Source organism: Paucidesulfovibrio longus DSM 6739 (genome assembly GCF_000420485.1).
Taxonomy (GTDB): Bacteria; Desulfobacterota; Desulfovibrionia; order Desulfovibrionales; family Desulfovibrionaceae; genus Paucidesulfovibrio; species Paucidesulfovibrio longus.
In genome coordinates, this window is the sequence record NZ_ATVA01000011.1 from 448123 (window position 1) to 473129 (window position 25007).

Here is a 25007-nt window from a genome sequence, read left to right on the forward strand (position 1 = left end):
CCTCCCGGAACGGCCGGAAGGGCTGGGAAATTAGAATTCGTGGACCAGGCGGGCCGACTTGACCCACTGCCACTCGATGCGCATCTGCGCGCCGTTTTCCTCAAGCTCGAACTCGCCGTCGCCGATCTGGACGAGCCGCCCCTTGATCTTCCGCCGCTCGTTGACCAGCTCGGTGAGCTCCACGGCGACGGTGCGGTCGATAAAGCCGCGCATCTGCTCCAGGTGGAAGAACCTGCGCTCCAGGCCGGGAGAGGAAACCTCCAGCGTGTAGGAGCTGGGGACCACGTCCTCCATCTCCAGGACCACGCCCAGGTCGCGGCTGACTTTGGCGCAGTCGTCCACGTTCACCCCGTCGTCGGCGTCGATGAATACGGAAACAACGGTCTTGTTGCCGGCCGCCGGAGCCAGCAGACCCCAGAGACGGTAGCCGAGGGCTTCGATCTGCGGCTCGGCAAGTGCGTAGAGTTTTTCTTCCAGTCGTGTGCGCTTCATGAAAATCGCCTGGTTATATAAGTTTCCGCCGATCCATAAATAAAAAAGTGGACCCTAAGGCCCACCCCGATGATCAAGCCCTTGTGGCTTGGGCGGAATTTCCCTCTTGAGCCTTGGAGCGGGTGACGGGGGTCGAACCCGCGACACCGAGCTTGGGAAGCTCGTACTCTGCCAGCTGAGCTACACCCGCTCATCCGCACCGGGGAGTGCCCCCTGTGCGAACAAAACCTTTTAGGCGGGAGCTTGAAGCTTGTCAACCGTTATTTGCGGAGCGAAACGACAGGAGCGCCGTTATGCCCGCGCATGCGCCTCAGCGGCGGGTCAGCGCGAGCAGGCGGGAGCTGGTCAGGGGCAGAGGAGCCTCGAAGCGCAGGGTCACGTCCTGTCCCTGCACGTGCATGACCCGCGTGGGGATCGTCTCGAAGTCCGTGCTCTCCAGGAATTGAGGGTGCAGGGCGACGCTGTCGCCGCGCCGGAGCAGCGCCTCGCTGCTGGTGTCCTTGTCGGTCAGCAGCACGAGCCGCGCGGATGTGGCCGAGATGTCCACGAGGCTGGCGCGGTTGCTGCCTCGCGAATCGGCTTCGATGCGACAGCCGTGTCCGTAGCAGATGGCCTTGAAGACGTTCTTGGGTCGGATGTGCATGGCGGTCCTCCGTCCGTTCCTGCATACGCCTGCGGGGCGGGCCGGATCATTTCCGCGACGCGACGGAACGGTAAAGAAACGGTTACGGGCCGGGCCGATTCGTTGGACCGGATGTTGCATCTGCTTTGCTCGAAGAGGAGGTGATCCCATGCGGGACAGCATGATGAACGCCATGTTCGGCGCTATGTCGAATGAAATCAGGATGAACCAGATCGCCAACAATTTGGCGAACGTCAACACCACTGCGTACAAGCGGGACAAGGTGGCCTTTCACGACACCTTTCTCCGTTTCGCCCACGACTACATGGTCGATGCGCGTCCGTCGCTGCGGGACAAGGACATGTGGCCCAAGGCCGACCTGATGGCCAAGCCGCGTCTCTCGGACCAGAAGACGGACTTCAGTCAGGGGAGCCTTCAGATGACCGGAAACCCGCTCGACCTGGCGCTTTCCGGCGACGGCTTCTTCCGCGTGCGCACTCCGGACGGGGACTACATGACGCGCAACGGCAGCTTCCGGCTCAGTTCCGAGGGTACGCTGGTGACGGAGCAGGGCTTCGAGGTGCTCGGCAACGGCGGCCCCATCACCATCCCGGCCGGAACAGCCGCCGTGACCGTGGATTCCGCGGGACAGATCCGCGCGGACAACCAGGTGGTCGGCGAGCTGGAACTGGTGGCCGTGGACGACCTGCGGCAGCTCCAGAAGATCGGCAACAACCTTTTCCAACTCGACCCCAAGGGGACGGCCGCCGAGATTCCGCCGGAGGATCTCACCGTGGAGCAGGGGTTTCTTGAAAAGCCCAACGTGGAGGTCGTCACCGAGATGGTGGACATGATCGAAACCCAGCGCGCTCATCAGATGTATACCAAAATGATGCAGGGCACGGGCGAGATCGATGAAAAATTGATCAACACGGTCGGCCGCGCCAACTCGTAAGCGGCAGGAGGTTATCTATTATGATGCGCTCGCTTTGGACGGCGGCCACAGGCATGGTGGCGCAGCAGACGCACATCGACGTGCTCTCGAACAACCTGGCCAACGTGAACACCACGGGCTTCAAGAAGAGCCGGGCCGAGTTCGAGGATCTGATGTATCAGACCCTGCGCATGGCAGGAACCATCAACGAGGGCGGCAACCGCATCCCCACCGGCATCCAGGTGGGCATGGGCGTGCGTCCCGTGACCGTGCACAAGTTCTTCACCGAGGGAAACCTCCAGAACACGGGCAACCCCCTGGACATCGCCATCGAGGGCGAAGGGTTCTTCCTCGTGGACCGCAACGGCGAGGACGTCTACACGCGCGCCGGCTCGTTCAAGCTGGACAACGACGGCCGCGTGGTCACGCCCCAGGGCTACCCGCTCCAGCCCGAATTCACCGTGCCCGCGGACACGGTCAGCGTCGCCGTGACCGAGGACGGCCACATCGCGGCCCTGGACAGCTCCGGGGCGGAACTCGCCTCGGCGGACATCCAGATCTACAACTTCATCAACCCCGCCGGGCTGAACGCCGTAGGCCGCAACCTCTACAAGGAAACCGAGGCCTCCGGGGCGGCCACCGCCGGAACTCCCGGCGATACCAACTTCGGCACCCTGGCCCAGGGATTCCTGGAAGGCTCCAACGTGGAGATGGTCGACGAAATGGTCGGCCTGATCATCGGCCAGCGCGCCTATGAAGTGAACTCCAAGGCCATCACCACCTCGGACGCCATGCTTCAGACGGCCATCAACGTGAAGCGCTAGGCGCGCAAAGGCAGAATGGAGGAAGAAGATGAGACGCAACAGCGCGAGAATAGCCAGAATGGGACGGACCGGCCCCGCCGTGATCCTGCTGCTCCTGGCCGCCGCGGTGCTGGCGTTGGCTTTGCTGCCCGGCGGCGCGGACGCCGCCGGCGAGCCCGGCTGGAGCCTGCGCATCCGCGAGGCCGCCTGCGTGGAGTCCGAGCGCGTGCTCCTGGGCGACATCGCCGAGCCGGTCGGCCCGGTCCGCCCGGAGGTCTGGAGGGAACTGGCCGTGCGGCCACTTTGGAAGTCGCCGGAATACACCGGACGCCAGCAGGCTCTGCCGAGAGAGCAGATCGCCAAGATGCTCGCCTACTACGTTCCCGAAGTGGCCGATTCCTGCGTGCTGCCGGGCAGGCTCGTGGTTCAGAAGGGCGGGCGCGTCTTCGAGCGTCGTGCCCTGGAACGGCTCGTTGTCGATTTTCTGACGCCCAAGGCCGCGAGCCTCGGCGGCGAACCGGAAATCAAGGACATCCGTCTGCCTTCCTTCCTGTTTCTCGACGATGCCTTCGACCAGGTCGAAGTGGCCCTGAACAACGATCTGAAGCCGGGCCGGGTGAACATGCTCATCCGGGCCGTGGCCAAGGACGGCAGGATCACCCGCCGCGTGGCCACCAGCGCCTTCGTGAATCTCTGGAAGGCCGTGCCCTGCGCGGCCAAGCCCATCAACAGGCTCGAATCCGTGACCCCGGACAAGGTCATGTTCATGCGCAAGAATCTCGCCTACCTGGGCGAGGTCTGGGACGGAAAGTCCGGACCTTACCGCATGAACCGTTCCGTGGGCACGGGCCAGCCGCTGGAGATGGAGTTTCTTGACGGAGAACCCATGGTATCCAAGGGAGATACCGTCAATCTGGTCTATCGCGGCCCGCGCATCACCCTGGCCGTGAAGGCCGAGGCCCTGGCCGACGGCGACCAGGGGCAGACCGTTGAGGTCCGAAACCTGCAAAGCAAGAAGACGGTCCTGGCCACGGTGGTGGACCGCAATACCGTGTCGGTCAGATAGGGGAGAAGGACAATGAGACGTTTCATCGAGCGCATCGCGCTTCCGGCGCTTCTGGCGGGCTTCGTGGCGCTGCTGCTCGGCGGCTGCGCCGCCAAGAGCGAGCCCACGCCCATGCCGATCCTCACCGAACCGGCCTACGAGGAACCGGAACCCCTGGACAACCCCGGCTCCCTGTTCACCGAGAACACGGCGGAATTCCTCTACGAGGACAACCGCGCCAACCGCGTGGGCGACATCGTCATGGTCGTGGTTTCCGAGGTGGCCGACGCCAGCTCCAAGGCGGACACCACCTCCGACCGGACCACCACGAACCAGTACGGCATCACGGCCGCGCCGGACAAGGGCACCCTGCTCGGCGGAGCCATGGACAGCCTGGGCCTGACTCCGAGCCTGGCCATCGAGTCGGACAACGCCAACACCTTCGAGGGCAAGGGGGAAACCACCCGCAACACCACGCTCACCGCCACGGTGGCTTCCCGCGTGGTGCGGATGCTTCCCGGCCGGGTCATGCAGGTGGAAGGCGCGCGCCGGGTCCGCGTGAACAACGAGACGCAGATTCTGGTGGTGCGCGGCCTGGTGCGCGCCCGCGACATCCAGTCGGACAACTCGGTGCCGTCGAGTTCCCTGGCCGAAGCCCAGATCGAGCTCTACGGCGAGGGCGTGCTGGCGGACAAGCAGCGTCCCGGCTGGCTGACCCGTATTCTCGACAACGTGTGGCCTTTCTAGGTTTTTTCGCGCAAGGAGGCGCAATCTCATGATCAGCGAACGCTACCACCGCAAGCCGCCTTTCCAGGCCTGGGACAAGGTCGTCTCCGCCGCCATCGCGGCCCTGATTCTGCTGGTGGTGCTGGCAGAAGCCGCCTCGGCGGTGAGGCTCAAGGACATTTCCTCCATCAGCGGCATGCGCGACAACGAACTGGTGGGCTACGGCCTCGTGGTCGGCCTTTCCGGCACGGGCGACGGAACCAACTCCAATTTCACCATCACCTCCATGCGCAACATGCTCGACAAGATGGGGGTCGAGGTCAACGCGGACAACCTGCGGCCCAAGAACGTGGCCGCGGTCATGGTCACGGCCAAGATGCCCGTCACGGCCCGTCCCGGCTCCCCCCTGGACGTGACCGTCTCCTCCATCGGCGACTCCAAGAGCCTGCTCGGCGGCATGCTGCTGATCACCCCGCTCAAGGGACTGGACGGCAAGGTCTATGCCGTGGCCCAGGGATCGCTGACGCTCGGCGGATACACCGTTTCCGGCAACGCGGCCACGGCCCAGCAGAACATCGCCACAGTGGGCCGCATTCCCAGCGGGGCCATCGTGGAGCGCGAGGTTCCCTTCCGCTTCAACGAGCAGACCTCCCTGACCATCAATCTCTCGGTCCAGGATTTCGGCACGGCCATGCAGGTGGTCAACCGCATCAACGCGTCCCTGGGCGGACCTTTCGCCAGCGCACGCGACGCCTCCACCGTGCACCTGGAGGTTCCGCAGAAGTACCAGGGCAACATGGTCCCGCTGATGGCCTCCCTGGAAAATCTGGACATTTCCCCGGACAGCAAGGCCCGCGTCGTGGTGGACGAGAAGACCGGCACCATAGTGCTCGGCAACGACGTGCGCCTCTCCCGCGTGGCCGTGGCCCACGGCAACCTGCAAATCGTGATCTCGGAATCCCAGCAGGTCAGCCAGCCCGGCCCCTTTGCGGAAAACGCGCAGACCGTGGTCACCCCCCAGACAGACATCGGCATCACTTCGCAGAACAACCGCCTGATGCTCATGGAGGGCGCGACCCTTCAGGAGCTGGTGGACGGGCTGAACGCCATCGGCGCCTCCCCGCGCGACCTGATCTCCATCATCAGGACGCTCAAGGCCGCGGGCGCGCTCTACGCGGACCTGGAGGTCATCTAACATGACGGGCATCGGAGACATCGCGGCCATGGACGTGCAGATGGCCAACGCAAAGGCCAGCGACCAGGAACTCATCCGCTACAAGCAGCGCATGGACAGCCTCAAGCAGCGGCTTCAGGGCGCTCCGGACAAGGAACAGCAGCTCCAGAAGGCCTGCCGCGACTTCGAGGCCGTGTTCATCGGCAAGCTCTGGGAGCAGATGCGCAAGACCGTGCCCAAGGGAGAAATGCACTCGCAGCAGGAAGACATGTATCTCTCCATGTTCGACCGGGCCTTTTCGGAACAAATGGCGGATTCCGGCGGCATCGGCCTCTCCAAGATGCTTTACGACCAGCTCGCTGCCCGGCTCAAGACGACGAGCGGAGAGACGCTGCCCGGCAACGCCGAGATCAAGCCTCTGGCGCGCAACGGCAAGCCCGACATCAAGACCCTGGAAGAGGCCGCCCTCGACACGCGCCTCGACCGCGGGCCGGAACCGGCCACGCCTCCCGAAACATCGGCCCCCCTGGAAGCGGGGGAAATGTCCGTGGGCGGCGGCGAAGCCCCTGCGGACGCGGGCGTCAAGCAAGGCGAAACCTCCGCTGCCGGCCTGGGCTCCCTGAGCCAGGCCGAGGTCGATTCGCGGCTCGACCGCCTGGCGCGGGACATCGGCATGCGCCGGACTGCGAATCCTGGCCGGATACTTGCACATTACAAGTGAAGCTCCCTCCGGCCGCTTGTGCGGTTGGGTGAAATAAGCTTTTACGACAGTATGTTAAAAAGGTTCGGGGAAAATCATGTTGCATCGGCTTAAGGAAAATTTAGCCCGCCAGGGAAAGGCCATGCTCCTTCTGCACGTTCTGCTGGAGGAAGAATTTTCCCGTCTCCAGGACCGTGATTCGCGCGGCGTCTCCCCGCTGGAATTGTCCATCCAGGAACTCATGCGCCAGCTCATGCGCGAGCGTGAGGATCTTTCCCGCACGGTGGGAATCCTCTCGGAAGGCAAGGCCCGGAAGGTTCGTGAACTCCTGCCGCTGCTCGCGGCGGAAGATCGGGCCGGGATCGAGGCGCAGCTCAAGACCCTGGACGACGACGAGCAGCGCTGCGCCAGACAGGCCTCCCGCAACCAGCAGCTCGCCCTGGCCCTTTTCGAGCAGAGCAGCAAGCTGCTCAACTACATGCACTCCAAGCTCAAGCCTACGCGCGTCGAGGGTTACTCCGCGAGAGGGCGCTATGCCTCCAAGCCCGGTGAATCGCGACTGGTGCGGGGGACGCTGTAATGTTCGGAGCCAATTCCATTCTGGACATGGGCCGTTGGGCCTTGTTCGCCTCGCAGGCGCAGCTCCAGGTTTCCGGCGAGAACATCGCCAACGTGAACACCGTGGGCTACTCCCGCCGCAGCGTGCGTTTGGAAGAAGGCATCAGCATCGATTACAGGCCGGGGCAGATGGGCACGGGCGTCCGCGCCGCCGAGGTCGTGCGCCACTTCGACAAGTTCGTGGAGACGCAGTACCTGGAGCAGGCCACCATGCGCGACCGCTGGGGCACGCTCCATTCCTCCCTCCAGACCGTCGAGACGCTCTTCAACGAGGCCAACGGCGTGGGCATCAGCGACTCCATTTCCGGGTTCTTCAATTCCTGGAACGACCTTTCCCAGCGGGCCGACGACTACGGCACCAGAAGCGACCTTTTGGAGAAGTCCCTGACCCTGACCTCGACCCTGCATACCGCGAACAGCAACCTCGAGCAGATGCAGCAGCGGATCGAGGAACTCATCACCAACGATGTGACCAACGCGAACACGATCATCCAGAAGATCGCGGATACGAACAGGAACATCAACATCCACGAGAACCTCGGCCAGAACGCGCCCAACAGCCTCTACGACGAGCGCGCCCAGCTCGTGCGCGATCTCAGCGGCATCATCGACGTCTACACCCTGGACAAGGGCAGCGGGGATTTCGCCGTGCTGACCAAGGGCGGCCAGACCCTGGTGGACGGCTACGAACATTTCGCTCTCGAATTCGGCGCGCCCCAGACCGTCAAGCAGGTCCAGGAAGGCTCCAATTTCGACGGCACGGCCTATTTCACGGGCAACGACAATTACGAGTACACGCTCGAAGTGCTCTCGGACGGCGTGGTGGGCAGCGCGGCAACGCCCAACGTGGCCACGTTCCGCGTCTCCCTGGACGGCGGGGCCACCTGGCTCCAGGACGAGGACGGCTCGACCAAGATTTTCGAGGCCAGGCCATACGGCCAGGAAGTGGCGGCCAACGACCTGGGCATCTATTTCGGCGCCACGAGCAACGCGCGGACCATGCCCGTCAACCAGATGAAGACGGGCGACACCTTCACGATCATCCCGCAGCGGGGACTCTACTGGGTGCAGAACACCTCCCACAAGGAGAACATCACCCCGATCATCCGCTTTACGGGCATGGACGAGGAGCAGCGCACCACGGGCGGCAGCCTCGCGGCCTACTTCAACTTCCGCGACGCCTACGTGGGCAAGTATCGCGACAAGCTCGACGCGTTCGCCGAAGCCACGATCTGGGAGGTCAACCGCAGGCACAGCCAGGGAGCCGGGCTGGAAAAGTTCACCTACGTGGACGGCACCTACGCCGTGGACGATCCGAACCGCGCCCTGGGCAGCGACTCCTCCGGCCTCTACTTCGGCAGCAAGCTCGAATCCGGCAGCGTGATGGTCTACGTCTACAACAAGGACACCGGGCTTCTGGCTTCCAGCGCGGCCCTGGACTTCTCCGACGCTCCGGGCCAGCAGAATTTCGATCCCGACACGCACAGCCTCAACGACGTGGCCGACGCCTACAACCGCAGTTTCGGCGACCATCTCACGGCCAGCGTGGTCAACAACCGCCTGCGCATCGAGGCCAAGGACGGCAAGGAATTTCTCTTCGGCGCGGACACGGCCGGATTGAACGCGGCCCTGGGCGTGAACACCTTCTTTACCGGAACCGATGCCGGGAACATGGAGGTCAACGTCAGGGTCGCCGGGGACCAGGATTTCCTCTGCGCCGGGCACGTCAACGGAGCCGGCGAGATGAACGCCGGGGACAACTCCACGGCCATGGCCATGGTGGCCCTCCAAGACACGGACGTCAGCATCTATACGGTGCAGGAAGGCCGCACCAGCCAGTCCCTGCTCGACTACTACAACGGCATCGTGGGCGGCGTGGGCGCGGACGTGAACACTGCCAAGTTCAACAGCACTTATCATTCGACCATGGCCGGCGATCTCAACGACCGGCAGCAGGAAGTCTCCGGCGTGAACCTGGACGAGGAAATGGCGAACCTGATCCGTTATCAGCACTCGTACACGGCGGCGGCCAAGTTGATCACCACGGCGGACCAGATGCTGCAAACCGTCTTGTCCATGAAGCCGTAGGGGGAGGAGCGAGATGCGAGTTTCCCAGCAGATGCTCTACGCGCACTACGTCACGAACATGAACGCTTCGTTGACGAACCTGATGGACCTGAACGTCAAGGCCCAGAGCCAGAAGCGCATCATCCGTCCCTCGGACGACCCCGTGGGCATGGAGCGCGTGCTCGACCACCGCGACGCCATCCGCACGCTGGGCCAGTACAAGGAAAACATCAGCACGGCCAAGGGCTGGCTCGGTCGCTCGGATTCCACCCTGACCCAGGTTTCCGCGCTGATCACCCGCGCCAAGACCCTTGCGGAGCAGGGAGCCACGGGCACCTACGACGAGCAGAACCGCGAGCAGATCAGCTACGAGCTGCGCTCCATCTTCGATCAGCTCGTGGAGATGTCCAACATGGAGTTCGAGGACAAGAGCATCTATGCCGGGCACAAGACCGATTCCAACGCCTTCGAGAAGGTGCTCTGGATGACGACCAACGATCCGGACCTGAACGCGGACACGACCTTCAGCGTCGAGGGCAATTCGGACCGCACCGTGCTCGTGCAATATTTCGACACCACCGGGGCCACGGCGGTGGGCGACACGGTTTCCTTCGATTCCGGCAATGTGGGCGTTCGCTATTCCATCGACGGCGGCAAGACGTTCCTTACGGACGGAACCGTGAGCAACGTCGTGGGCGGCCAGGTCCGGGTGAACCTGCCCCAGAGCGGAGCCTCCGTCGTCTATTCCGGCGTGGACGCGGGCGAGGGGGTCAAGGCCAACCACCTCACCGACACCAGCGATGCCAGCGGAACCTGGGCCTGGCTGCGCCCCTCCGCGCTCTATCTCGGCGACGACATGGACGCCATCCGCGTGGACAGCATGGGCGAGGGCGTGCAGAACATCACGGCCACCGCGGCAGGCTCCTTCAACGCGAACAACACGGTCGTGCGCATCGACAACGACACGGCCGTGGGCATGGACGAGGTCATCGAGTATTCCTACAGCCTGGACGGCGGCGCGAGCTGGGTCACGGGCAACACCACCTCGGCGGATCTGACCTCGAACCAGGCCTTGATCACCATTCCTCCGGGAGGCATGCTGACCCTGGCTTCCAACGGCGGCAACCAACTCCAGCCCGGCGCGCAGTTCGTGATCACCCCGCGCGCCGCCTCGGTGAACGTGAACATCTCCGTGAGCGAGACCGTGCGGCTCAACGACGTGGGCAAGGACATCTTCGGCGGACTTTATCAGGATCCCGACCTTGTCAGGGCCAACGGCGGCAGCAAGCTTTCCGTGAACAGCGCGAACACGAGCGTGGTCTTCGACAACGGCTCGGGCGCAAGCACGCTGAACACCTCCAACGCCGGGTACACCAAGAACCTTTTCGAGACGGTCGGCAACCTCGTGGCTTTCCTGGAGACCAACAACCAGAGCGGCGTGCAGCGCTGCCTGGAGAGCCTGGACCGCTCGCAGCAGCAGATCCTCACTGCCGCGGCCAGCGTGGGCGGGCGGGAAAACAGGCTCACCGTGGCCGAAGGCCTCGTGGACAACCTCAAGCTGAACGAGCAGGCGCGCATGTCCAGCATCGAGGATGCGGACGTGGCCGAGCTGATGACCCAGATATCCCAGGGACAGATCGTGTACGAATCCGTTCTGCGGTCCACCTCGCTGATCATGAACATGAACCTCATGAAGTTCATCTGACGCTTCCGACCGGGCGTCATGCCTGGACTTTCTGCGGGGGCTGGGGTAGACGGTTCCATCCGGGCCTGAGCCCGGCGGAATCCTTGCAACAAGGAAACGGAAGAAACGATGCTGATTCTGACCCGGCGGCCCGGAGAAAGTCTCTACCTGGGCGACAACATCAAGCTCAAGGTTCTCAGCGTTCAAGGCAAGCAGATCAAGCTCGGCCTGGAACTGCCTGAGGAAATGACCGTGTACCGGGAAGAAGTCTATTTGCGGATCAAGGAACAAAACCGGCAGGCCCTGGAATGCACAGACCAGGACCTCCTTCAGGCGGCGACGTTATGGCAGCGCAAGGAAAGCGAGTGATCCGGACGCGCCTCGGCGAACGGGAAATCGCCGAGGATTCCATCGTCCGCTTCCCGCACGGTTTGATCGGCTTCGAGGACAAGCGGGAGTTCGTACTCCTCCAGGTCAACGACAGCTCGCCGTTCCTGCTGCTCCAGTCCCTCGAGGATCCGGGGCTGGGCTTGCTCGTGGCCGATCCGATGGCCTTCATCGAGGACTTCGGCGTGCGGCTGGACGGAGCGGAGAAGAAAATCCTCGGCATCACCGGCGACGAGGAGCTGGCCGTGCTGACCACGGTGAGCATTCCCCGCAACGAGCCGGAAAAGACCACCCTGAACCTTTCCGGGCCAATCGTGATCAATACGGCGGCCCGTGTGGGAATCCAGTCTCCCCAGACCGATTCCAGCTATCCTCCCCATGTGTATCTGGCCGGGGGCCGCTGACGAGGCCCGCTTCGCGGCGGAGTTCGCATGCAACACGAAGGGCGCTTCTCCTTGGAGAAGCGCCCTTCGTGTTGCATGCCGGGGATGAAAACCATCCAGCCCCTCCGAACCGCAGGGGCAGGAGGGGCTGGATGGTTCCAGAAACAGTTGGAACATGCCGTATATAAAGAGCTTTTTATTCTACTATGGACGCAGTGCCAGACCCGGTCGTCAGGCTGTCTTTCCGGTTGTTCAGAGCAGCAGGCTCAGGTCGTCCCGGATGAGGTTCGCCGCAGCCTTCTTGATGTCGGGCTGGTAGGTTCCGTTGCGGACCTGCTCCTTGAGTTCCCGTACCCGGTCCGCGCGCACGTCGGAGGCGCGACCGGCTTCGGAAAGCGCCGTCCCGCGCAGGCGGGCCTCGGAAGAAAGCTGCACGGAGTCGCCAGTCTCGGAGGACTTGGAGTCCGAGGAGCTCGCGTTCTTGGCGCGCTTGGCTTCCTGTACCTTTTGCTTCGTGTAGGGATTCAGTTCCCCGACGATGTTGTTGATATCCATATTGGCCTCCCTGAGCCTGGTCAAAGCATGGTGTCGTCCACCTTGGCCAGGGTGATCTCCCACAACCGCTTCAGGATGCGGTTCTTTTCGTCTCCAGTCAACTCACGCGGACCGGCCTTGGTTTCCAATAGCAGCCGAACGTCCCCTCCGTCGAGGGGGTAGTCGAGCATGACCCGACTTCCGGCTTCCGTCTCCAGCTGATCGAGGATCTCGCCTATGACCGGTGAATGCGAGCCGTTTACGATCAGGTTTTCAATGATTTCCTGCGAGATGCGCTGTACGAGTTCGCGCCTTCTCGCCTCCCGCGAAATATTTATCCGGTCCTGGTCCCCGGAGGGCATCATGGCCCTGCGGAAACGGGCAAGCCGCTTTGCGCTGGTCAGCTGCCTCCCGTAAGTGTGCAGCATTCTGCGGACTTCTGCCGGACTGGTGCTCACAATAAAAGTTCCCTCCTGATGTATGTATCGACTCGGCCCAAAAAAACTTTAGGGGTCCGCAGGGAAAAAAATAAAAAAACATGCATCGCAGACATTGGCGCGGTGCCCGGATTTCGGCGGGCAGCTGACATTGCAGTGGCGTTTCAGCGTGAAAAAGACTATGGGGTTAGGGCATGTCCAAGGCCATTCAAAGCGTACTTCTCGTCATCAAGGAAGAAAATTCCGAGGCTCGCGACCTGGCTTCCGAGATCACGTCGTTTCTCGCGGAGCAGGGCTGCGCCGCGGACTGCTGCGAGCATCGCACGGACGCCTCCGGCGACCCCGCCGATGCGGAGTCCAGCCCGTTCGGCCTGATCCTCGTGCTCGGCGGGGACGGCACCCTCATCAGCGCGGCCCGGAGGCTCTACCGTCTCGGCGTGCCGCTGATCGGGCTGAACCTGGGGCAGGTCGGCTTCCTGGCCGAGCTTTCCCGCGAAAACTGGCGCCGACGTCTGGAACGGGTTCTGCGCGGCCAGAGCCGGGTATCGCGCCGCATGCTGCTGTCCTATCGCGTGCTCCGGGACGGCAAGGAGGCCGCGCAAGGCGTTGCCGTGAACGACATCGTCATCAGCCGGGGATCCCTGGCCAGGCTGATCCGCCTGGGCATGTATTTCGACGGCGAACCCGTGACGAGCATGCGTTCGGACGGCGTGATCATCTCCACGCCCACGGGTTCCACTGCCTACAGCGTTTCCGCGGGGGGGCCGCTGCTCTACCCGGAAACCGACGCCTACAGCGTAACCCCCATCTGTCCTTTTCTGAACGGCTTCAAACCCCTGGTCCTGCCGGCGGACAAGCCTCTTTCCGTGGAAGTCGAGTGCGACGCCAAGCGTTCGGACGTCTACCTCACCGAGGACGGGCAGGAAGTCGTTCCGCTTTCCTCCGGCGACCTCGTCATGTTCGAACGCTGCGCCCGGGAGCTGTTGCTCGTCCAGACGGGCGGCGGTACTTTTTTCTCGAGGCTGATCGGCAAGGGTTTCCTGCAAGGAGGTTGATGTGACCCCGCTTCGCAACTACAGTTCCATTCTCGATATCCGCCGGGGCGAAGACCCGGCCATGGATGCGCTGCTCCTGCATTTCATGACCGAGAACGGTCTGGAATACAGCATCGATCCGCTCAAGAACGCCTCGCCGGAGCAGGTCCGCTTCATGCTCGCCTGCAAGAGCGATACGTTTTACGCGCCCTGTTCCGACTGGATGCTTCTGCAATTGCTCCAGTCGCGCATGTCGCCGGAATTGCGGGAGATGTATCTTGAGCAATGGCGCAGCCTGATTCGCCTGGTGCGCGCCTCCTGCCACGATCCCTACCAGCGCCGCAAGATTCTGAACCTCGCGCGCTACAAATTCCAGATGGCCATGGATTCCTGCATCGCCATCCCCTCGCGGGTGATGAAGCGGATGATAACCATTTTTCTTTCCCAGAGCGGCATTGACGACCCCCACCGGGAGCGCAAGCAGCTCGCCAACGAGGCCGCGCAGAAGATCGTCGAAAGCACGGAGTGGGATCGTTTCGTGAACCGCTGCCCGGACGCCTTCCGCAGCTGCATGCGCATGGACGACCTGCGCTTCGAGATGGATTTCCTGGAGATGAAGCGGTTGATCTGCGCTTCCACGCTCCAGAATTTCGCCCATTGGGGCGAGTTTTTCCAGTCCTGCGGCGATGTGGAAAAGGAAATCGAGGAAAACGGCGAAGTCTTCCGCGAACTGCACCAGCTCTTCTCTCCGGAAAAGCCGGGCCCGCTCAAGATTCTCTTCATGCCCTACAACAGCGGCGGCCTGATCTTCGACCTGGAATTGATCCGGGCCATGCTCCGGCGGGGGCACCGGGTCGTGCTGGCGCTCAAGGAAGGATTCTATTTCGACGCGCCGACCTTCTGGGACATGGAAAACGATCCCGTGCTGGCCGAGCGCTTCAAGGGCGCCCGGCTGCTGACCAACGTGCGCGTCAGCAAGAACGAGCTGCTGCGCGAGATGCGCGAGCATCCCTTCGTGGTCATCTCCGACGGCACGCGCGAGCGGCTGAACCCCTACCGCATGAGCGTGGCCCTGGCCCGCGTCTGGAAGGAGGCGGACCTGGTCATCGTCAAGGGCCAGGAAAACTACCGCCGCACCATCATGACCAGCCATTCCTTCACGCGGGACATCTTCAGCTATTTCCGGGACGACAAGGGCAAGCTCGTGCTCAATTTCAAGCCCAAGGCTCCCTGGGCGCGCAAGTTCCGCGAGTCCGATATCCTGGCCAAGGCCGAACGGATCATCGGCGACATGCGCCGCGCCTCGGCCGCCGGAAACACCGTGATGTTCTATTCCGGCATCATCGGCTCCATTCCCGGCCAGACCAGCACGGCCATCGAGGTCATGAACGTGTTCATCCGCAATCTGCGCACGCGCCTGGACGGCGTCTACATCATCAACCCGGCCGAGCACTTCGAGGAAGGCATGGACGCGGACGACCTGATGTACATGTGGGAGAAGGTCCAGCGCAGCGGCTACCTGGACATCTGGCGCTTCCAGTCCGTGCAGGACATCGACCGCAGCTTCGAACTGATGAACCGCAAGGTGCCGCCGGTCTGGGCAGGCAAGGACGCGACCTATTCCACGGGCTGCACCAAGGAAATGAACATCGCCCTGGACGTGCAGCGCCAGCAGCGCGAGCTTCAAATCATCGGACCGAGCCCGGAAAAGTTTTTCCGCCGCCGCGAATACGGGGTCGGAAAGTTCTGCGATGTGGCCATCGAAGACTGCAACGAAACCAACACGATATGACCTCAAGTCGATACGCTTTTCCGCTCGCGCGGCCGCGTTTGGGCCGGGGGGCGGTTCGCTTCCCGCGCCTTGCCGCCGCGCTGCTCGCCCTGTTCCTGCTCGCGCTGGCCGGCTGCGCGGGCAAGACGCCGCTGCCTTCCGCGCCGCAGCCGGTGCAGCCTTCCCTGACCGACGCGGCCCGGTTTTGCTCCTTCAACCACGGCCGCACGGCCGAGGAAAGCCGGACGCTGGATTTGCGCAGCCAAGGACTGCATTCGTGGATGGAGCTGGACGCGGGCCTGCGCTACAGCCTGGACTACGTGCGCGGCAAGCCCCAGTCCGCGGTGGCCATGTCCCGCCACGGCCTGAACGTCACCTGGGGCCAGATCAGCCGGAGCCTCACGGAGATGATCCGGCTCCTGCCGTACCTGGATCGGCGGCCCGAACTCCTGGCCGAGAATTTCCAGTGGTTTGCGCTGACGCCGCAGCCGCTCATGACCGGGTATTACACCCCGGAGATCGAAGCCAGCCTGACCCAGCGGCCCGGCTACCAGTATCCCATCTATGGCGTGCCGCCGGACCTGCGCACGCGCAAGAGCGGCCAGTCCGGCGTGCCCTCGGTCTACCGTGTTGAAAACGGGCAGGTCTTGCCGTACCATACCCGCGCCGATGTGGACCTGGGCAAGGTGCTCGCGGGCAGGGGCCTGGAAATCGCCTGGGCCAAGGATCCCGTGGACGTATTCTACCTTCAGGTCGAAGGGCAGGGCAGTCTGCGGCTGCCGGACGGCACCATTCGCCACGTGGTCTACGCTGCGCGAAATGGGCATGATTTCGAAGGCCTGGGCAATATCCTCTATCACAACGGATATCTGCCCAAGGAACGGCGCGGCCAGCGGTTCGTGCGCGACTTCTGCGCCCGATACCCGGAAAAGGCCGCCAAGCTCATGGCCGAGAACAAGAGCTACGTGTTCTTCCGGTTCGACGGTCAGCCCTCCCTGGGAGCCATCAACAGGCCGCTGACGCCCATGGTCAGCGTGGCCGTGGATCCCAAGCTGCTGCCGCTCGGTTCCATGCTCGTGCTCGACGCGGACATTCCCGGACCGGACGGCACGGGGTCGCGGCGGGTGCACGGTCTGGCCCTGGCCCAGGATACGGGCGCGGCCATCAAGGGCGCACGGCTCGACTACTTCATCGGCGTGGGGCCGAGAATCGAGGAAGTGGCCTGCCATGTCTACAGCAGGGCCACGGTCTATCTGCTCCTGAGCAGGAAGGCCCTCGCCGGATCCGGAAACTGAACGGATTCCGGCTCGTTGAGAATGATTCTGGACAATATCTTACGATACAGGAGCGAGAAATGGCCCAGTACGAGGTGGTGATCGGGCTCGAAGTGCATGCCCAGCTCAAGACCAAATCGAAACTCTTCTGCGCCTGTTCCACCGAGTTCGGCAACGAGCCCAACGAGAACGTCTGTCCGGTCTGCTCCGGCATGCCCGGCGTGCTTCCGGTGATGAACGAAAAGGTGCTTGAATACGCCGTCAAGCTGGGCCAGGCCGTGCACTGCGAGATCAACCGCAAATCGGTCTTCGCCCGCAAGAACTATTTCTACCCGGACCTGCCCAAGGGCTACCAGACCTCCCAGTTCGACCTGCCCATCTGCGAGCACGGCCGCATCGAGATCGACACGCCGAAAGGACGCAAGACCATCGGCGTGACGCGCATCCACATGGAGGAAGACGCGGGCAAGTCCATCCACTCCGCCTCGGAGAACGTCAGCTTCGTGGATCTCAACCGCGCCTGCGTCCCCCTGCTGGAGATCGTCTCCGAACCGGACATGCGTTCCGCGGAGGAGGCCGTGGCCTACCTCAAGTCGCTGCATTCCATCCTGCGCTACCTGGACATCTGCGACGGCAACATGGAGCAGGGCTCCTTCCGCTGCGACGCCAACGTGTCCATCCGCCCGAAGGGCCAGGAAACCCTGGGGACGCGCGCCGAGCTGAAGAACATGAACTCCTTCCGGCACGTGCAGAAGGCCATCGAATACGAGGTCCAACGCCAGATCGACCTCGTGGAGGACGGCGAAGCGGTCGTCCAGGAAACCCGGCTCTACAATGCGGACAAGGGCACGACCCACTCCATGCGCGGCAAGGAGGAGGCCCACGACTATCGCTATTTCCCCTGTCCGGACCTGGTGCCCATGGTGCTTGAAGAGGCCTGGATCGAAAAGTGGGCCTCGGAGCTTCCCGAGCTGCCCGAAGCGCGCCGCGCCCGGTTCGTCGGGCAGTACGATTTGCCGGAAGAGGCCGCGGACCAGCTCACCGCCGAGCGCGAGACAGCGGACTTTTTCGAGGCCGCAGCGAACGCCTTTGACGGCGAGGCCAAAAAGATCGCCAACTGGCTGATGGTGGACGTGGCCCGGCTGCTCAACGACACCGGACTGACCCTGGCCGCCTGCAAGGGCGCTCCGGAAGACCTGGCCGCGCTCGTGGCCCTGGTGGAAGGGAGCACGGTCAGCGCCCGCTCGGCCAAGGACATCCTTGCGGACGTGCTGCGCGACGGCGCGGATCCCAAGGCGCTGGTCAAGGAGAAGGGCCTCGCCCAGGAGTCGGACAGCGGCGCTCTGGAGGCCGTGGTGGACGAGGTCATCGCCGAGAACCCCGCCGAAGCCGAGCGCGTGCGCGGCGGCGACAAAAAGGTCGTCGGCTTCCTCATGGGCCAGATCATGAAGAAGACCCAGGGCAAGGCCAACCCCGGCGTGGTCGGCAAGATGCTGGCCCAGAAGCTTTCGTAGCGGGCGTGCGTTCGTCGCGCGTTCGTGGTGGCGGGCCGGAGCTGGAGAGGGCAAGAATAAGCTTGGCGGGCTGTTGCGGACCGAGGAGGGAAGAATGCCTCCGGCGAGCTGGGGCGGACGGAGGGAGGAAGAATGCCTCCGGCGGCCTGGGCGGACGGTGAGCAGGAATGCCTCCGGCGGCTCAAGGGGGCAATGCCCCTTGAGACTCCCACTCGGCGTCGAAACACGGTGCTGCGCACCCGCGTTTCAACGCGGGAGCTGAGGCGGGAAGGCTTTGCGTTGGAGGCTTCATGGCGGAGCCTCAAGACGGGCATCAGCCGGGGCATCAGTCGAAGCCTCGAAACAGGCAGCAAGACGGGCATCCGTCGGGGCCACAAGGCGGGGAGCCGCAATCCCTTTTGTTTTTGGCCGTTCCTTGTGCCGCTTGCGTTTTGCGCGGCGGGAAATGTTTTTTCAGGAGAGTTCGAGTGACCGACCACATTCAGTTTTCGCCGGAAAAGGATTGCCTCGTGTTGCTGGATCAGCGCTATCTTCCCAATCGGGAGGATTGGTTCGACTGCACCACAACCGACGAGATTTACTACGCTTTGATTACGATGGTCGTGCGCGGGGCACCCGCCATCGGCGTGACAGCGGCCTATGGCTGCTATGTGGCCGCCCGCGAGGTGCAGAAGAGCGGCGTTGCCGACTGGAAGTCCGCGCTGGCGACCAAGCTGGACCAGATCGAGAAGGCGCGGCCCACCGCCGTGAACCTGCGCTGGGCCGTGCGCGAGATGCGCCGGGTCTGGCAGGAGGCCGGGGACGTGTCCCTTGAGGAGCTTTGCGGCGTCTGGCTGGCCCGCGCCAAGGAAATCCACGCGGGCGACATCGAGATGTGCGAGCTGATCGGCAAGTTCGGCGGCGCGCTCATCGACGAGGGCGACACGGTCATGACCCACTGCAACGCGGGCGCGCTGGCCACCGCCGGGTACGGCACGGCCCTCGGCGTGATTCGCGGGGCCGTGGACCAGGGCAAGAAGATCAGCGTCATCGCCAACGAGACGCGTCCGTTTCTTCAGGGCGCGCGGCTCACGGCCTACGAACTGCACAAGGACGGCATCCCCGTGAAGGTCGCCTGCGACAACGCCTGCGCCCTGCTGATGAAGAAGGGACTCGTGCAGAAGGTGGTTGTCGGCGCGGACCGCATCGCGGCCAACGGCGACGCCGTGAACAAGATCGGCACCTTCGGCGTGGCGCTGCTGGCCAAGCATTTCGGCATTCCTTTCTATGTCGCGGCCCCGGTCTACACCATCGACCCGGAAACGCCCACGGGCGACGACGTGCCCATCGAGGACCGCACCCCGCGCGAGGTCACGCACATCGGCGACCACCAGATCACCCCGGAGGGCGTGCAGGTCTACAACCTGGCCTTCGATCCGACCCCGAACGAGCTGATTACCGGCATCGTCACGGAAAAGGGCGTGATCTATCCGCCTTACAAAGAAAACATCGCCAAGCTGTTCGCCTAGCGTCGGAAACCGTCACGGCGACGCACCGCCCCGGCAGGCAGGGAATTCCTTGCATGCCGGGGCGCGTTCATGTATGGCTGCTGCCCCGCTTCGGGTTGCGCTTCCCTGCCGGGTCCATTAGTATTGACGATTCCGTAGCCGGGCGAGGCCCGCAACGGTGTGCGTAACGGGGAGCGGCCTTCCCCGCATCTCCCCAGCAACATACAGAGAAACGATATGCCAGCGACCTTTGCACTTATAGGACGCCCCAACGTGGGCAAGTCCACGCTGTTCAACCGACTCCTGCGCAAGAGCGTGGCCATCGCCCACGACACGCCCGGCGTCACCCGCGACCGCATCTACGGCGAAGGCGTCATGCGCGGCGTGCCCTTCGGCCTCATCGACACGGGCGGCATGGTCCTGGGCATGGAGTCCGAGCCGGGCCAGGGCGTCACGGGCCAGGGCTTCGAGCGCGAGATCGTGGAGCAGGCCCTGGAAGGCATGGCCGAATCCCAGGCCGTGCTTTTCGTCGTGGACGGACGCGAGGGCCTCACGCACCTGGACGAGGAAGCCGCGCGCCTGGCCCGGCAGAGCGGCAAGCCCGTCCTGCTCGTCGTGAACAAGGTGGACGGCGCCGAGCTGGAAGACCGCGCCCAGAGCGAATTCCACGTCCTGGGCTTCGAGATGCTCTCCGTGTCCGGCTCCCACGGCTACAATCTTCAGGAGCTGCGCGACCGCGTCGCGGACATGGCCGAGCAGTTTGCCGTTGAGGAGCCCGCGGACGACGTGGAGCGGGGTCTGCGCATCGCCATGCTCGGCCGCCCCAATGCGGGCAAATCCTCGACCATCAACTCCCTCATCGGCCAGGACCGGCTCATCGTCAGCGACGTGGCCGGCACCACGCGCGACAGCGTGGACGTGACCTTCGAGAAGAACGGCAAGCGCTTCACCTTCGTGGATACCGCCGGAGTGCGCCGCCGCACCAACATCGTGGAGCGCCTGGAGCGCTTCACCGTGGTCCGCGCGCTCAAGAGTAGCAAAAAGGCGGACGTGACCGTCATGGTCGTGGACCCCATGGAGGGCCTGACCCGGCAGGACAAGCGGCTGCTCGAATTTCTGGTCAAGGAAAAGACGCCTTTTCTCGTGGCCGTGAACAAGACCGACCTCGTGCCCTCGAACCTGCTCAACGATCTCAAGAAGGCCTTCGAGCATGAGCTGCGCTTCGCGCCGCACGTCCCCGTGCTCTACATTTCCGCGCTCAAGGGCAAGGGCATCGGCCGCATTCTGCCGCTCGCGCAGCAAATCCACAAGGAATGCAGCGTCCGCGTGACCACCGGCGTGCTCAACCGCTCCATGACCGAGGCCCTGGAACGCCACCAGCCCCCGGTCATCAAGCGCCGGCGGCCCAAGTTCTACTATCTGGCCCAGGCCGACGAGGACGTGCCCACCTTCGTGTTCTTCATGAACGACCACACCCTGCTCAAGGACGCCTACAAGCGCTATCTTGAAAACCAGCTGCGCAAGCTGTTCGGCATCGAGTACGCGCCCATGAACCTCGTCTTCCGCTCCACGCACGAGAAGCGGGAAAAAGAGATCAAGCGCGGCATTTCCGCCAAGGGCAAAGCCGGACCGGGCCGCAAGGTCGAGGAGCATCTTCCCCGCGAGCGGGAGGAGGAGAACGCCGAGTCCGCTCCCATCCAGCGCCGGGCGGGCAAGGCCGTGGCCAAGGCCGATTGGCGGTTCAAAAAGAACCGCAGCCAGAAGCAGCGCTGACAGGCAACCGCCTGACTTGACAGACGGACCTGGAGAGGGTAGAAGCCTCCCTCTGTTCATTGCTTTTGCGCGTAGCGCACCATTACGGAGAGGTGGCCGAGCAAGGCTGAAGGCGCTCGCCTGCTAAGCGGGTATGGGGCTAATAACTCTATCGAGGGTTCAAATCCCTCCCTCTCCGCCACGATTCGCCAGCGGCGTCCCTGAAAGGGGGCGCCGCTTTTTTTTGCGCGCAAGGTCCGCGCGGCCTCGCTGCAAATGGACCCAAATAACGCATGCGGGTATTTCTATATTCCTCGCGTTTTGCTAAGCTAAGGGACGGCATGGTCAATCACTTTTGGAGATTTTTATGATCTTGAAATCGTTGGGTATCCGCTGGCGGCTCGTGGCCCTTACCGTCCTGACGCTGATTCCCGTCTTTGCCGCCGGTCTTGGGCTGACGACGTATTTCGTCTATCGCGGTCAGGATCTGGAAATGCGCAAGAGCGAGGAAGCTCTCGTGCAGGCGGCCCAGGCCTATTTGCAGGGACGCATGGAAATGGCCCGGCTGGACACGATTTTTCTCGCGAACTCGCCGTACGTGCAGACCTTGTTCGAGAAACACGCCTGGGGGGGCGGAACGGGCGAGACGGAGAGTCTGGACGCGCTCCTTTCCGGCTTTATGGAGTCCAAGCGGATTTACGCGCAGCTCCGGATACTCGACGCCACGGGGTGGGAGCGCTATCGGCTCGACTACAAGAACGGCCGTGTGGAGCGGCTTCCGCAGGATCGACTTCAGTTCAAGCGGAACCGGTATTATTTTCAGGAGGCCATGCTCACGCCTCCGGGCAGCGTGTACGTCTCGCGTCTCGATCTCAACCGCGAGCAGGGCAAGGTAGAGCTTCCGGCCACTTCCATGCTTCGTTTCATCGCTCCTGTGCAGCGCCCGACAGGCGAAACAGGCGGGTTGTTCGTCCTCAACTATACGGGGGACTGGCTGCTTTCCGACCTCGTGCAGTCCATGCCGCACCGCAGCGGATTCTGGGTCGTCGTCAAGGATGACGGGAGCTACGTGTACCACGACCGCGATCCGGGCCGGAACTGGGGCGGACCGGACAGTCTCGATACGGGGATGAGCCTGTTCCGCGATTTTCCGGAAGAGGCTTCGCTCCTGCTGCGGGGCGAGACGGCGACCGTCCGGTTCAACGAGGGCGAGTGGCTGGCCACGCCTTTGAACGTATCCTTGGGGCGGCCCGACGAAACGCTCACCCTGGTTCACATCTCGGAACGGCCCTCGCCGGCGGCCGCCTTTCGAAACATCTCCTGGCTGGTCTTCCTCGTGCCCGTGGGAGCCTTTCTCGGCGGGCTGACCATCGCCCTGTACGGCGGAGCCGCGGTGAGCCGCCCGCTGCTGAGTCTCAAGAAGGCCATGTCCGGCTTTGCGTCGGGAAACCGCAAGCTCCGTTCGAACGTTCGCAGCAGCGACGAGATCGGGGTGCTGTCGGACATCTTCAACGACATGGCCGAACGCCTGGAGATGCTCTACGAGAATTTGGAGGATCAGGTTCGCAGCCGCACCGAAGAGCTGGAATGGACCAATTCCCGTCTGGCCCGCAGCGAGGCCGTGAACGCGGCCATCATCGACAACACGCTCGAAGGCATCATCAGCGCCGACCTGCAAGGGCGCATCATCGGCTTCAACAAGGCGGCGGAACGCATCTTCGGCTACTCCGCCGGCGAAGCCATCGGGCAGCCCCTTTCCATCCTTCAGCCTTCTCCGCACAGCGAAGAACACGCCAAATACATCGAACGCTATCTGCGCACGGGGGGGCCGCACATCATCGGCAAGGGCCGTGAGCTGATCGGAATGCACAAGGACGGCTCGACCTTCCCCGTTCAGCTGGGCATCAGCGACGTGACCGTGGGCGATCAGCGCTTCTTCACGGCGGTGCTGCGGGACATGACCGAAATCAGGAACACGCAGCAGGAACTGGTCTGGAGCGAGATGCGCTTCCGGGCCACCTTCGAGCAGGCCGCGGTGGGCATAGCCCATGTGGGCCTCGACGGTTCCTGGCTGCTTTTCAACGACCGCCTTTGCAGCATCGTCGGCTATTCGCGCGAAGAGCTCATGGGGCGCACGTTCCAGGACATCACCCACCCGGACGACCTTGAAAAGGATCTGGAGCTTGTCGGCAAAGTCCTTTCCGGAGAGATCGACAACTACAGCATGGAAAAGCGCTATGTCGGCAAGCAGGGGGAGATCGTCTGGGTCAATCTGACGGTATCCTTGCTGCGCGACGATGACGGCAAGCCTGTTCATTTCATCTCCGTGCTGGAAGACATCAGCGAACGCAAGCGCATGGACGAGACGCTCCGGCGCACGCGCCTGTCCATCGACCGTTCCGGCGAGGGCATCTACTGGGTGCGGCCGGACGGCACCTTCTTCGACGTCAACGAGGGCGCGGCCCGCCTGTTGGGCATTCCCCGGGAAGAACTGCTCCGCATGGGGCTTTGGGATCTTGATCCGGACTTCAACCTCCAGAGCTGGCCGGAGCGTTTTCAGGAGCACCGCAGCCTGGGCGGAATGCGTTTCGAGGCGCGGCACCGGCGCGCGGGCGGAACGCTCATTCCCGTGGAGGTGGTCACGTATTACCAGGAGTTCGACGGCGAGCCGTTTCTCTGCTGCTTCGTCTCGGACATAGGCCAACGCAAGGATGCCGAGCAGAAGCTCATCCGCGCCAAGGACGAGGCGGAACAGGCGCGGCAGACGGCCGAGGCCGCAAGCCAGGCCAAATCCAACTTCCTGGCCTCCATGAGCCACGAGCTGCGCACGCCCCTGAACGCCATCATCGGCTTCGCGGAGGTCATGCAGGACAAATACTTCGGGCCGCTGACCGCGAAACAGGAGGAATACGTCGGCGACATCCTGCAAAGCGGGCACCACCTGCTTTCGCTGATCAACGACATCCTGGAGCTGTCCAAGATCGAAGCGGGCAAGATGGAGCTGCTGCCCTCCCGGTTCGACCTGGACATGCTGCTGAGCACGAGCCTGATCTACATCCGGGAAAAGGCCTCCCGGCACGGCATCGACCTGCGGCTCGACCTCCGGCCGGACCTGGGATTGATCAACGCGGACGAGCGCAAGATCAAGCAGGTGGTCTTCAACCTGCTCTCCAACGCGTCCAAGTTCACCCCGGACGGCGGCAGCATCGTGCTCTCCGCCCGACGTCTGAGCGCGGATGAAGCGAAGGGAATGGTCCCGGAGCCTCTGCGCGGCGGCCTTTCCGACGATGACGGCGACTGGCTGGAGGTCGCCGTGACGGATTCCGGCATCGGGCTCAAGGAGCCGGACTTGCGGAAAGTGTTCGAGGAGTTTTATCAAGTGAGTGCGGGCCGGACCGGAAAAACTCCGGGCACCGGGCTGGGCCTGCCCCTGTCCGCCCAGCTCCTGGCGCTGCATGGCGGTGCCATCTGGGCCGAGAGCCGGGGCGAGGGTCAGGGCAGCCGGTTTACGTTCGTGCTCCCTGCGGACGCATGGCAGGGCAAAGGGTAACATGCAGGAAACGAGGAGT

General features: G+C 63.5%; 22 protein-coding genes and 2 tRNA genes. 19 read left to right on the top strand and 5 right to left on the bottom strand.

What is annotated here, in order from left to right; translation table 11 throughout:
- Positions 1-30 precede the first annotated feature (30 nt).
- From G452_RS0103865 to G452_RS0103875, 3 genes are all read right to left on the bottom strand, one after another.
- Positions 31-492, bottom strand: a complete 462-nt coding sequence (locus G452_RS0103865) for a ribosome maturation factor RimP (RefSeq protein WP_022660944.1) — start codon at positions 490-492, stop codon at positions 31-33.
- 114 nt (positions 493-606) lie between these two features.
- Positions 607-682 (bottom strand) — tRNA-Gly (locus tag G452_RS0103870).
- A 120-nt stretch (positions 683-802) separates the two neighbouring features.
- The gene (locus G452_RS0103875; protein ID WP_022660945.1) at positions 803-1135 is read right to left on the bottom strand and encodes a hypothetical protein; all 333 of its coding nucleotides are present in this window, start codon (positions 1133-1135) and stop codon (positions 803-805) included.
- Between the two features lie 148 nt (positions 1136-1283).
- On the opposite strand from G452_RS0103875, the gene flgF reads away from it, so the two are divergent.
- The 11 genes from flgF to fliW all read left to right on the top strand — a co-directional run bounded on the left by flgF (position 1284) and on the right by fliW (position 11656).
- Positions 1284-2069 (top strand): flagellar basal-body rod protein FlgF, encoded by a 786-nt coding sequence (gene flgF, locus G452_RS0103880; RefSeq protein WP_022660946.1) that lies wholly within the window; start codon positions 1284-1286, stop codon positions 2067-2069.
- A 20-nt stretch (positions 2070-2089) separates the two neighbouring features.
- A complete protein-coding gene (gene flgG / locus G452_RS0103885) occupies positions 2090-2872 on the top strand; it encodes a flagellar basal-body rod protein FlgG (RefSeq protein WP_022660947.1) in 783 nt (260 codons plus the stop codon).
- A gap of 28 nt (positions 2873-2900) precedes the next feature.
- A complete protein-coding gene (gene flgA / locus G452_RS0103890; RefSeq protein ID WP_081650462.1) occupies positions 2901-3917 on the top strand; it encodes a flagellar basal body P-ring formation chaperone FlgA in 1017 nt (338 codons plus the stop codon).
- Positions 3918-3929: 12 nt separating this feature from the next.
- Positions 3930-4643, top strand: coding sequence for a flagellar basal body L-ring protein FlgH (locus G452_RS0103895; protein WP_022660949.1), 714 nt, complete (start codon positions 3930-3932; stop codon positions 4641-4643).
- A 28-nt stretch (positions 4644-4671) separates the two neighbouring features.
- Complete coding sequence (locus G452_RS0103900; RefSeq protein ID WP_022660950.1) at positions 4672-5817, top strand: flagellar basal body P-ring protein FlgI; 1146 nt, start codon at positions 4672-4674, stop codon at positions 5815-5817.
- A gap of 1 nt (position 5818) precedes the next feature.
- On the top strand, positions 5819-6517 hold the full coding sequence (locus tag G452_RS20380) for a rod-binding protein (protein WP_022660951.1): 699 nt from the start codon (positions 5819-5821) through the stop codon (positions 6515-6517).
- Positions 6518-6593: 76 nt separating this feature from the next.
- The gene (gene flgN, locus G452_RS0103910) at positions 6594-7076 is read left to right on the top strand and encodes a flagellar export chaperone FlgN (protein ID WP_022660952.1); all 483 of its coding nucleotides are present in this window, start codon (positions 6594-6596) and stop codon (positions 7074-7076) included.
- Positions 7076-9202: a flagellar hook-associated protein FlgK gene (gene flgK / locus G452_RS0103915; protein ID WP_022660953.1), complete on the top strand. Its 2127-nt coding sequence runs from the start codon at positions 7076-7078 to the stop codon at positions 9200-9202. Before flgN ends, flgK begins: the two co-directional genes overlap by 1 nt.
- 13 nt (positions 9203-9215) lie before the next feature.
- Positions 9216-10886: a flagellar hook-associated protein FlgL gene (gene flgL, locus G452_RS0103920; RefSeq protein WP_022660954.1), complete on the top strand. Its 1671-nt coding sequence runs from the start codon at positions 9216-9218 to the stop codon at positions 10884-10886.
- Positions 10887-10994: 108 nt separating this feature from the next.
- Positions 10995-11234: a carbon storage regulator CsrA gene (csrA, locus tag G452_RS0103925; RefSeq protein ID WP_022660955.1), complete on the top strand. Its 240-nt coding sequence runs from the start codon at positions 10995-10997 to the stop codon at positions 11232-11234.
- Positions 11210-11656, top strand: a complete 447-nt coding sequence (gene fliW / locus G452_RS0103930) for a flagellar assembly protein FliW (RefSeq protein ID WP_027188996.1) — start codon at positions 11210-11212, stop codon at positions 11654-11656. The genes csrA and fliW overlap by 25 nt, the downstream gene beginning before the upstream one ends.
- Positions 11657-11887: 231 nt before the next feature.
- On the opposite strand, the gene flgM is transcribed toward fliW, so the two are convergent.
- Positions 11888-12190, bottom strand: coding sequence for a flagellar biosynthesis anti-sigma factor FlgM (gene flgM / locus G452_RS0103935; RefSeq protein WP_022660957.1), 303 nt, complete (start codon positions 12188-12190; stop codon positions 11888-11890).
- Positions 12191-12210: 20 nt separating this feature from the next.
- Complete coding sequence (locus G452_RS0103940; protein WP_022660958.1) at positions 12211-12627, bottom strand: DVU0524 family FlgM-associated protein; 417 nt, start codon at positions 12625-12627, stop codon at positions 12211-12213.
- A 173-nt stretch (positions 12628-12800) separates the two neighbouring features.
- Between G452_RS0103940 and G452_RS0103945 the strand changes: the two genes are divergently transcribed.
- The 8 genes from G452_RS0103945 (at position 12801) to G452_RS20385 (ending at position 24988) form a co-directional block, all read left to right on the top strand.
- The gene (locus tag G452_RS0103945) at positions 12801-13661 is read left to right on the top strand and encodes an NAD(+)/NADH kinase (RefSeq protein ID WP_022660959.1); all 861 of its coding nucleotides are present in this window, start codon (positions 12801-12803) and stop codon (positions 13659-13661) included.
- Position 13662: 1 nt separating this feature from the next.
- Positions 13663-15432 (top strand): ARMT1-like domain-containing protein, encoded by a 1770-nt coding sequence (locus tag G452_RS0103950; RefSeq protein WP_022660960.1) that lies wholly within the window; start codon positions 13663-13665, stop codon positions 15430-15432.
- The gene (locus G452_RS0103955; RefSeq protein ID WP_081650463.1) at positions 15429-16706 is read left to right on the top strand and encodes an MltA domain-containing protein; all 1278 of its coding nucleotides are present in this window, start codon (positions 15429-15431) and stop codon (positions 16704-16706) included. The genes G452_RS0103950 and G452_RS0103955 overlap by 4 nt, the downstream gene beginning before the upstream one ends.
- Before the next feature lie 59 nt (positions 16707-16765).
- On the top strand, positions 16766-18199 hold the full coding sequence (gene gatB / locus G452_RS0103960) for an Asp-tRNA(Asn)/Glu-tRNA(Gln) amidotransferase subunit GatB (RefSeq protein ID WP_022660962.1): 1434 nt from the start codon (positions 16766-16768) through the stop codon (positions 18197-18199).
- A 467-nt stretch (positions 18200-18666) separates the two neighbouring features.
- Positions 18667-19707 (top strand): S-methyl-5-thioribose-1-phosphate isomerase, encoded by a 1041-nt coding sequence (gene mtnA, locus G452_RS0103970; RefSeq protein WP_022660964.1) that lies wholly within the window; start codon positions 18667-18669, stop codon positions 19705-19707.
- 216 nt (positions 19708-19923) lie between these two features.
- Positions 19924-21459, top strand: a complete 1536-nt coding sequence (gene der / locus G452_RS17905; RefSeq protein WP_022660965.1) for a ribosome biogenesis GTPase Der — start codon at positions 19924-19926, stop codon at positions 21457-21459.
- An 86-nt stretch (positions 21460-21545) separates the two neighbouring features.
- A tRNA-Ser gene (locus G452_RS0103980) sits at positions 21546-21640 on the top strand.
- 165 nt (positions 21641-21805) lie between these two features.
- Positions 21806-24988: a PAS domain S-box protein gene (locus G452_RS20385; protein ID WP_022660966.1), complete on the top strand. Its 3183-nt coding sequence runs from the start codon at positions 21806-21808 to the stop codon at positions 24986-24988.
- Positions 24989-25007: the final 19 nt, after the last annotated feature.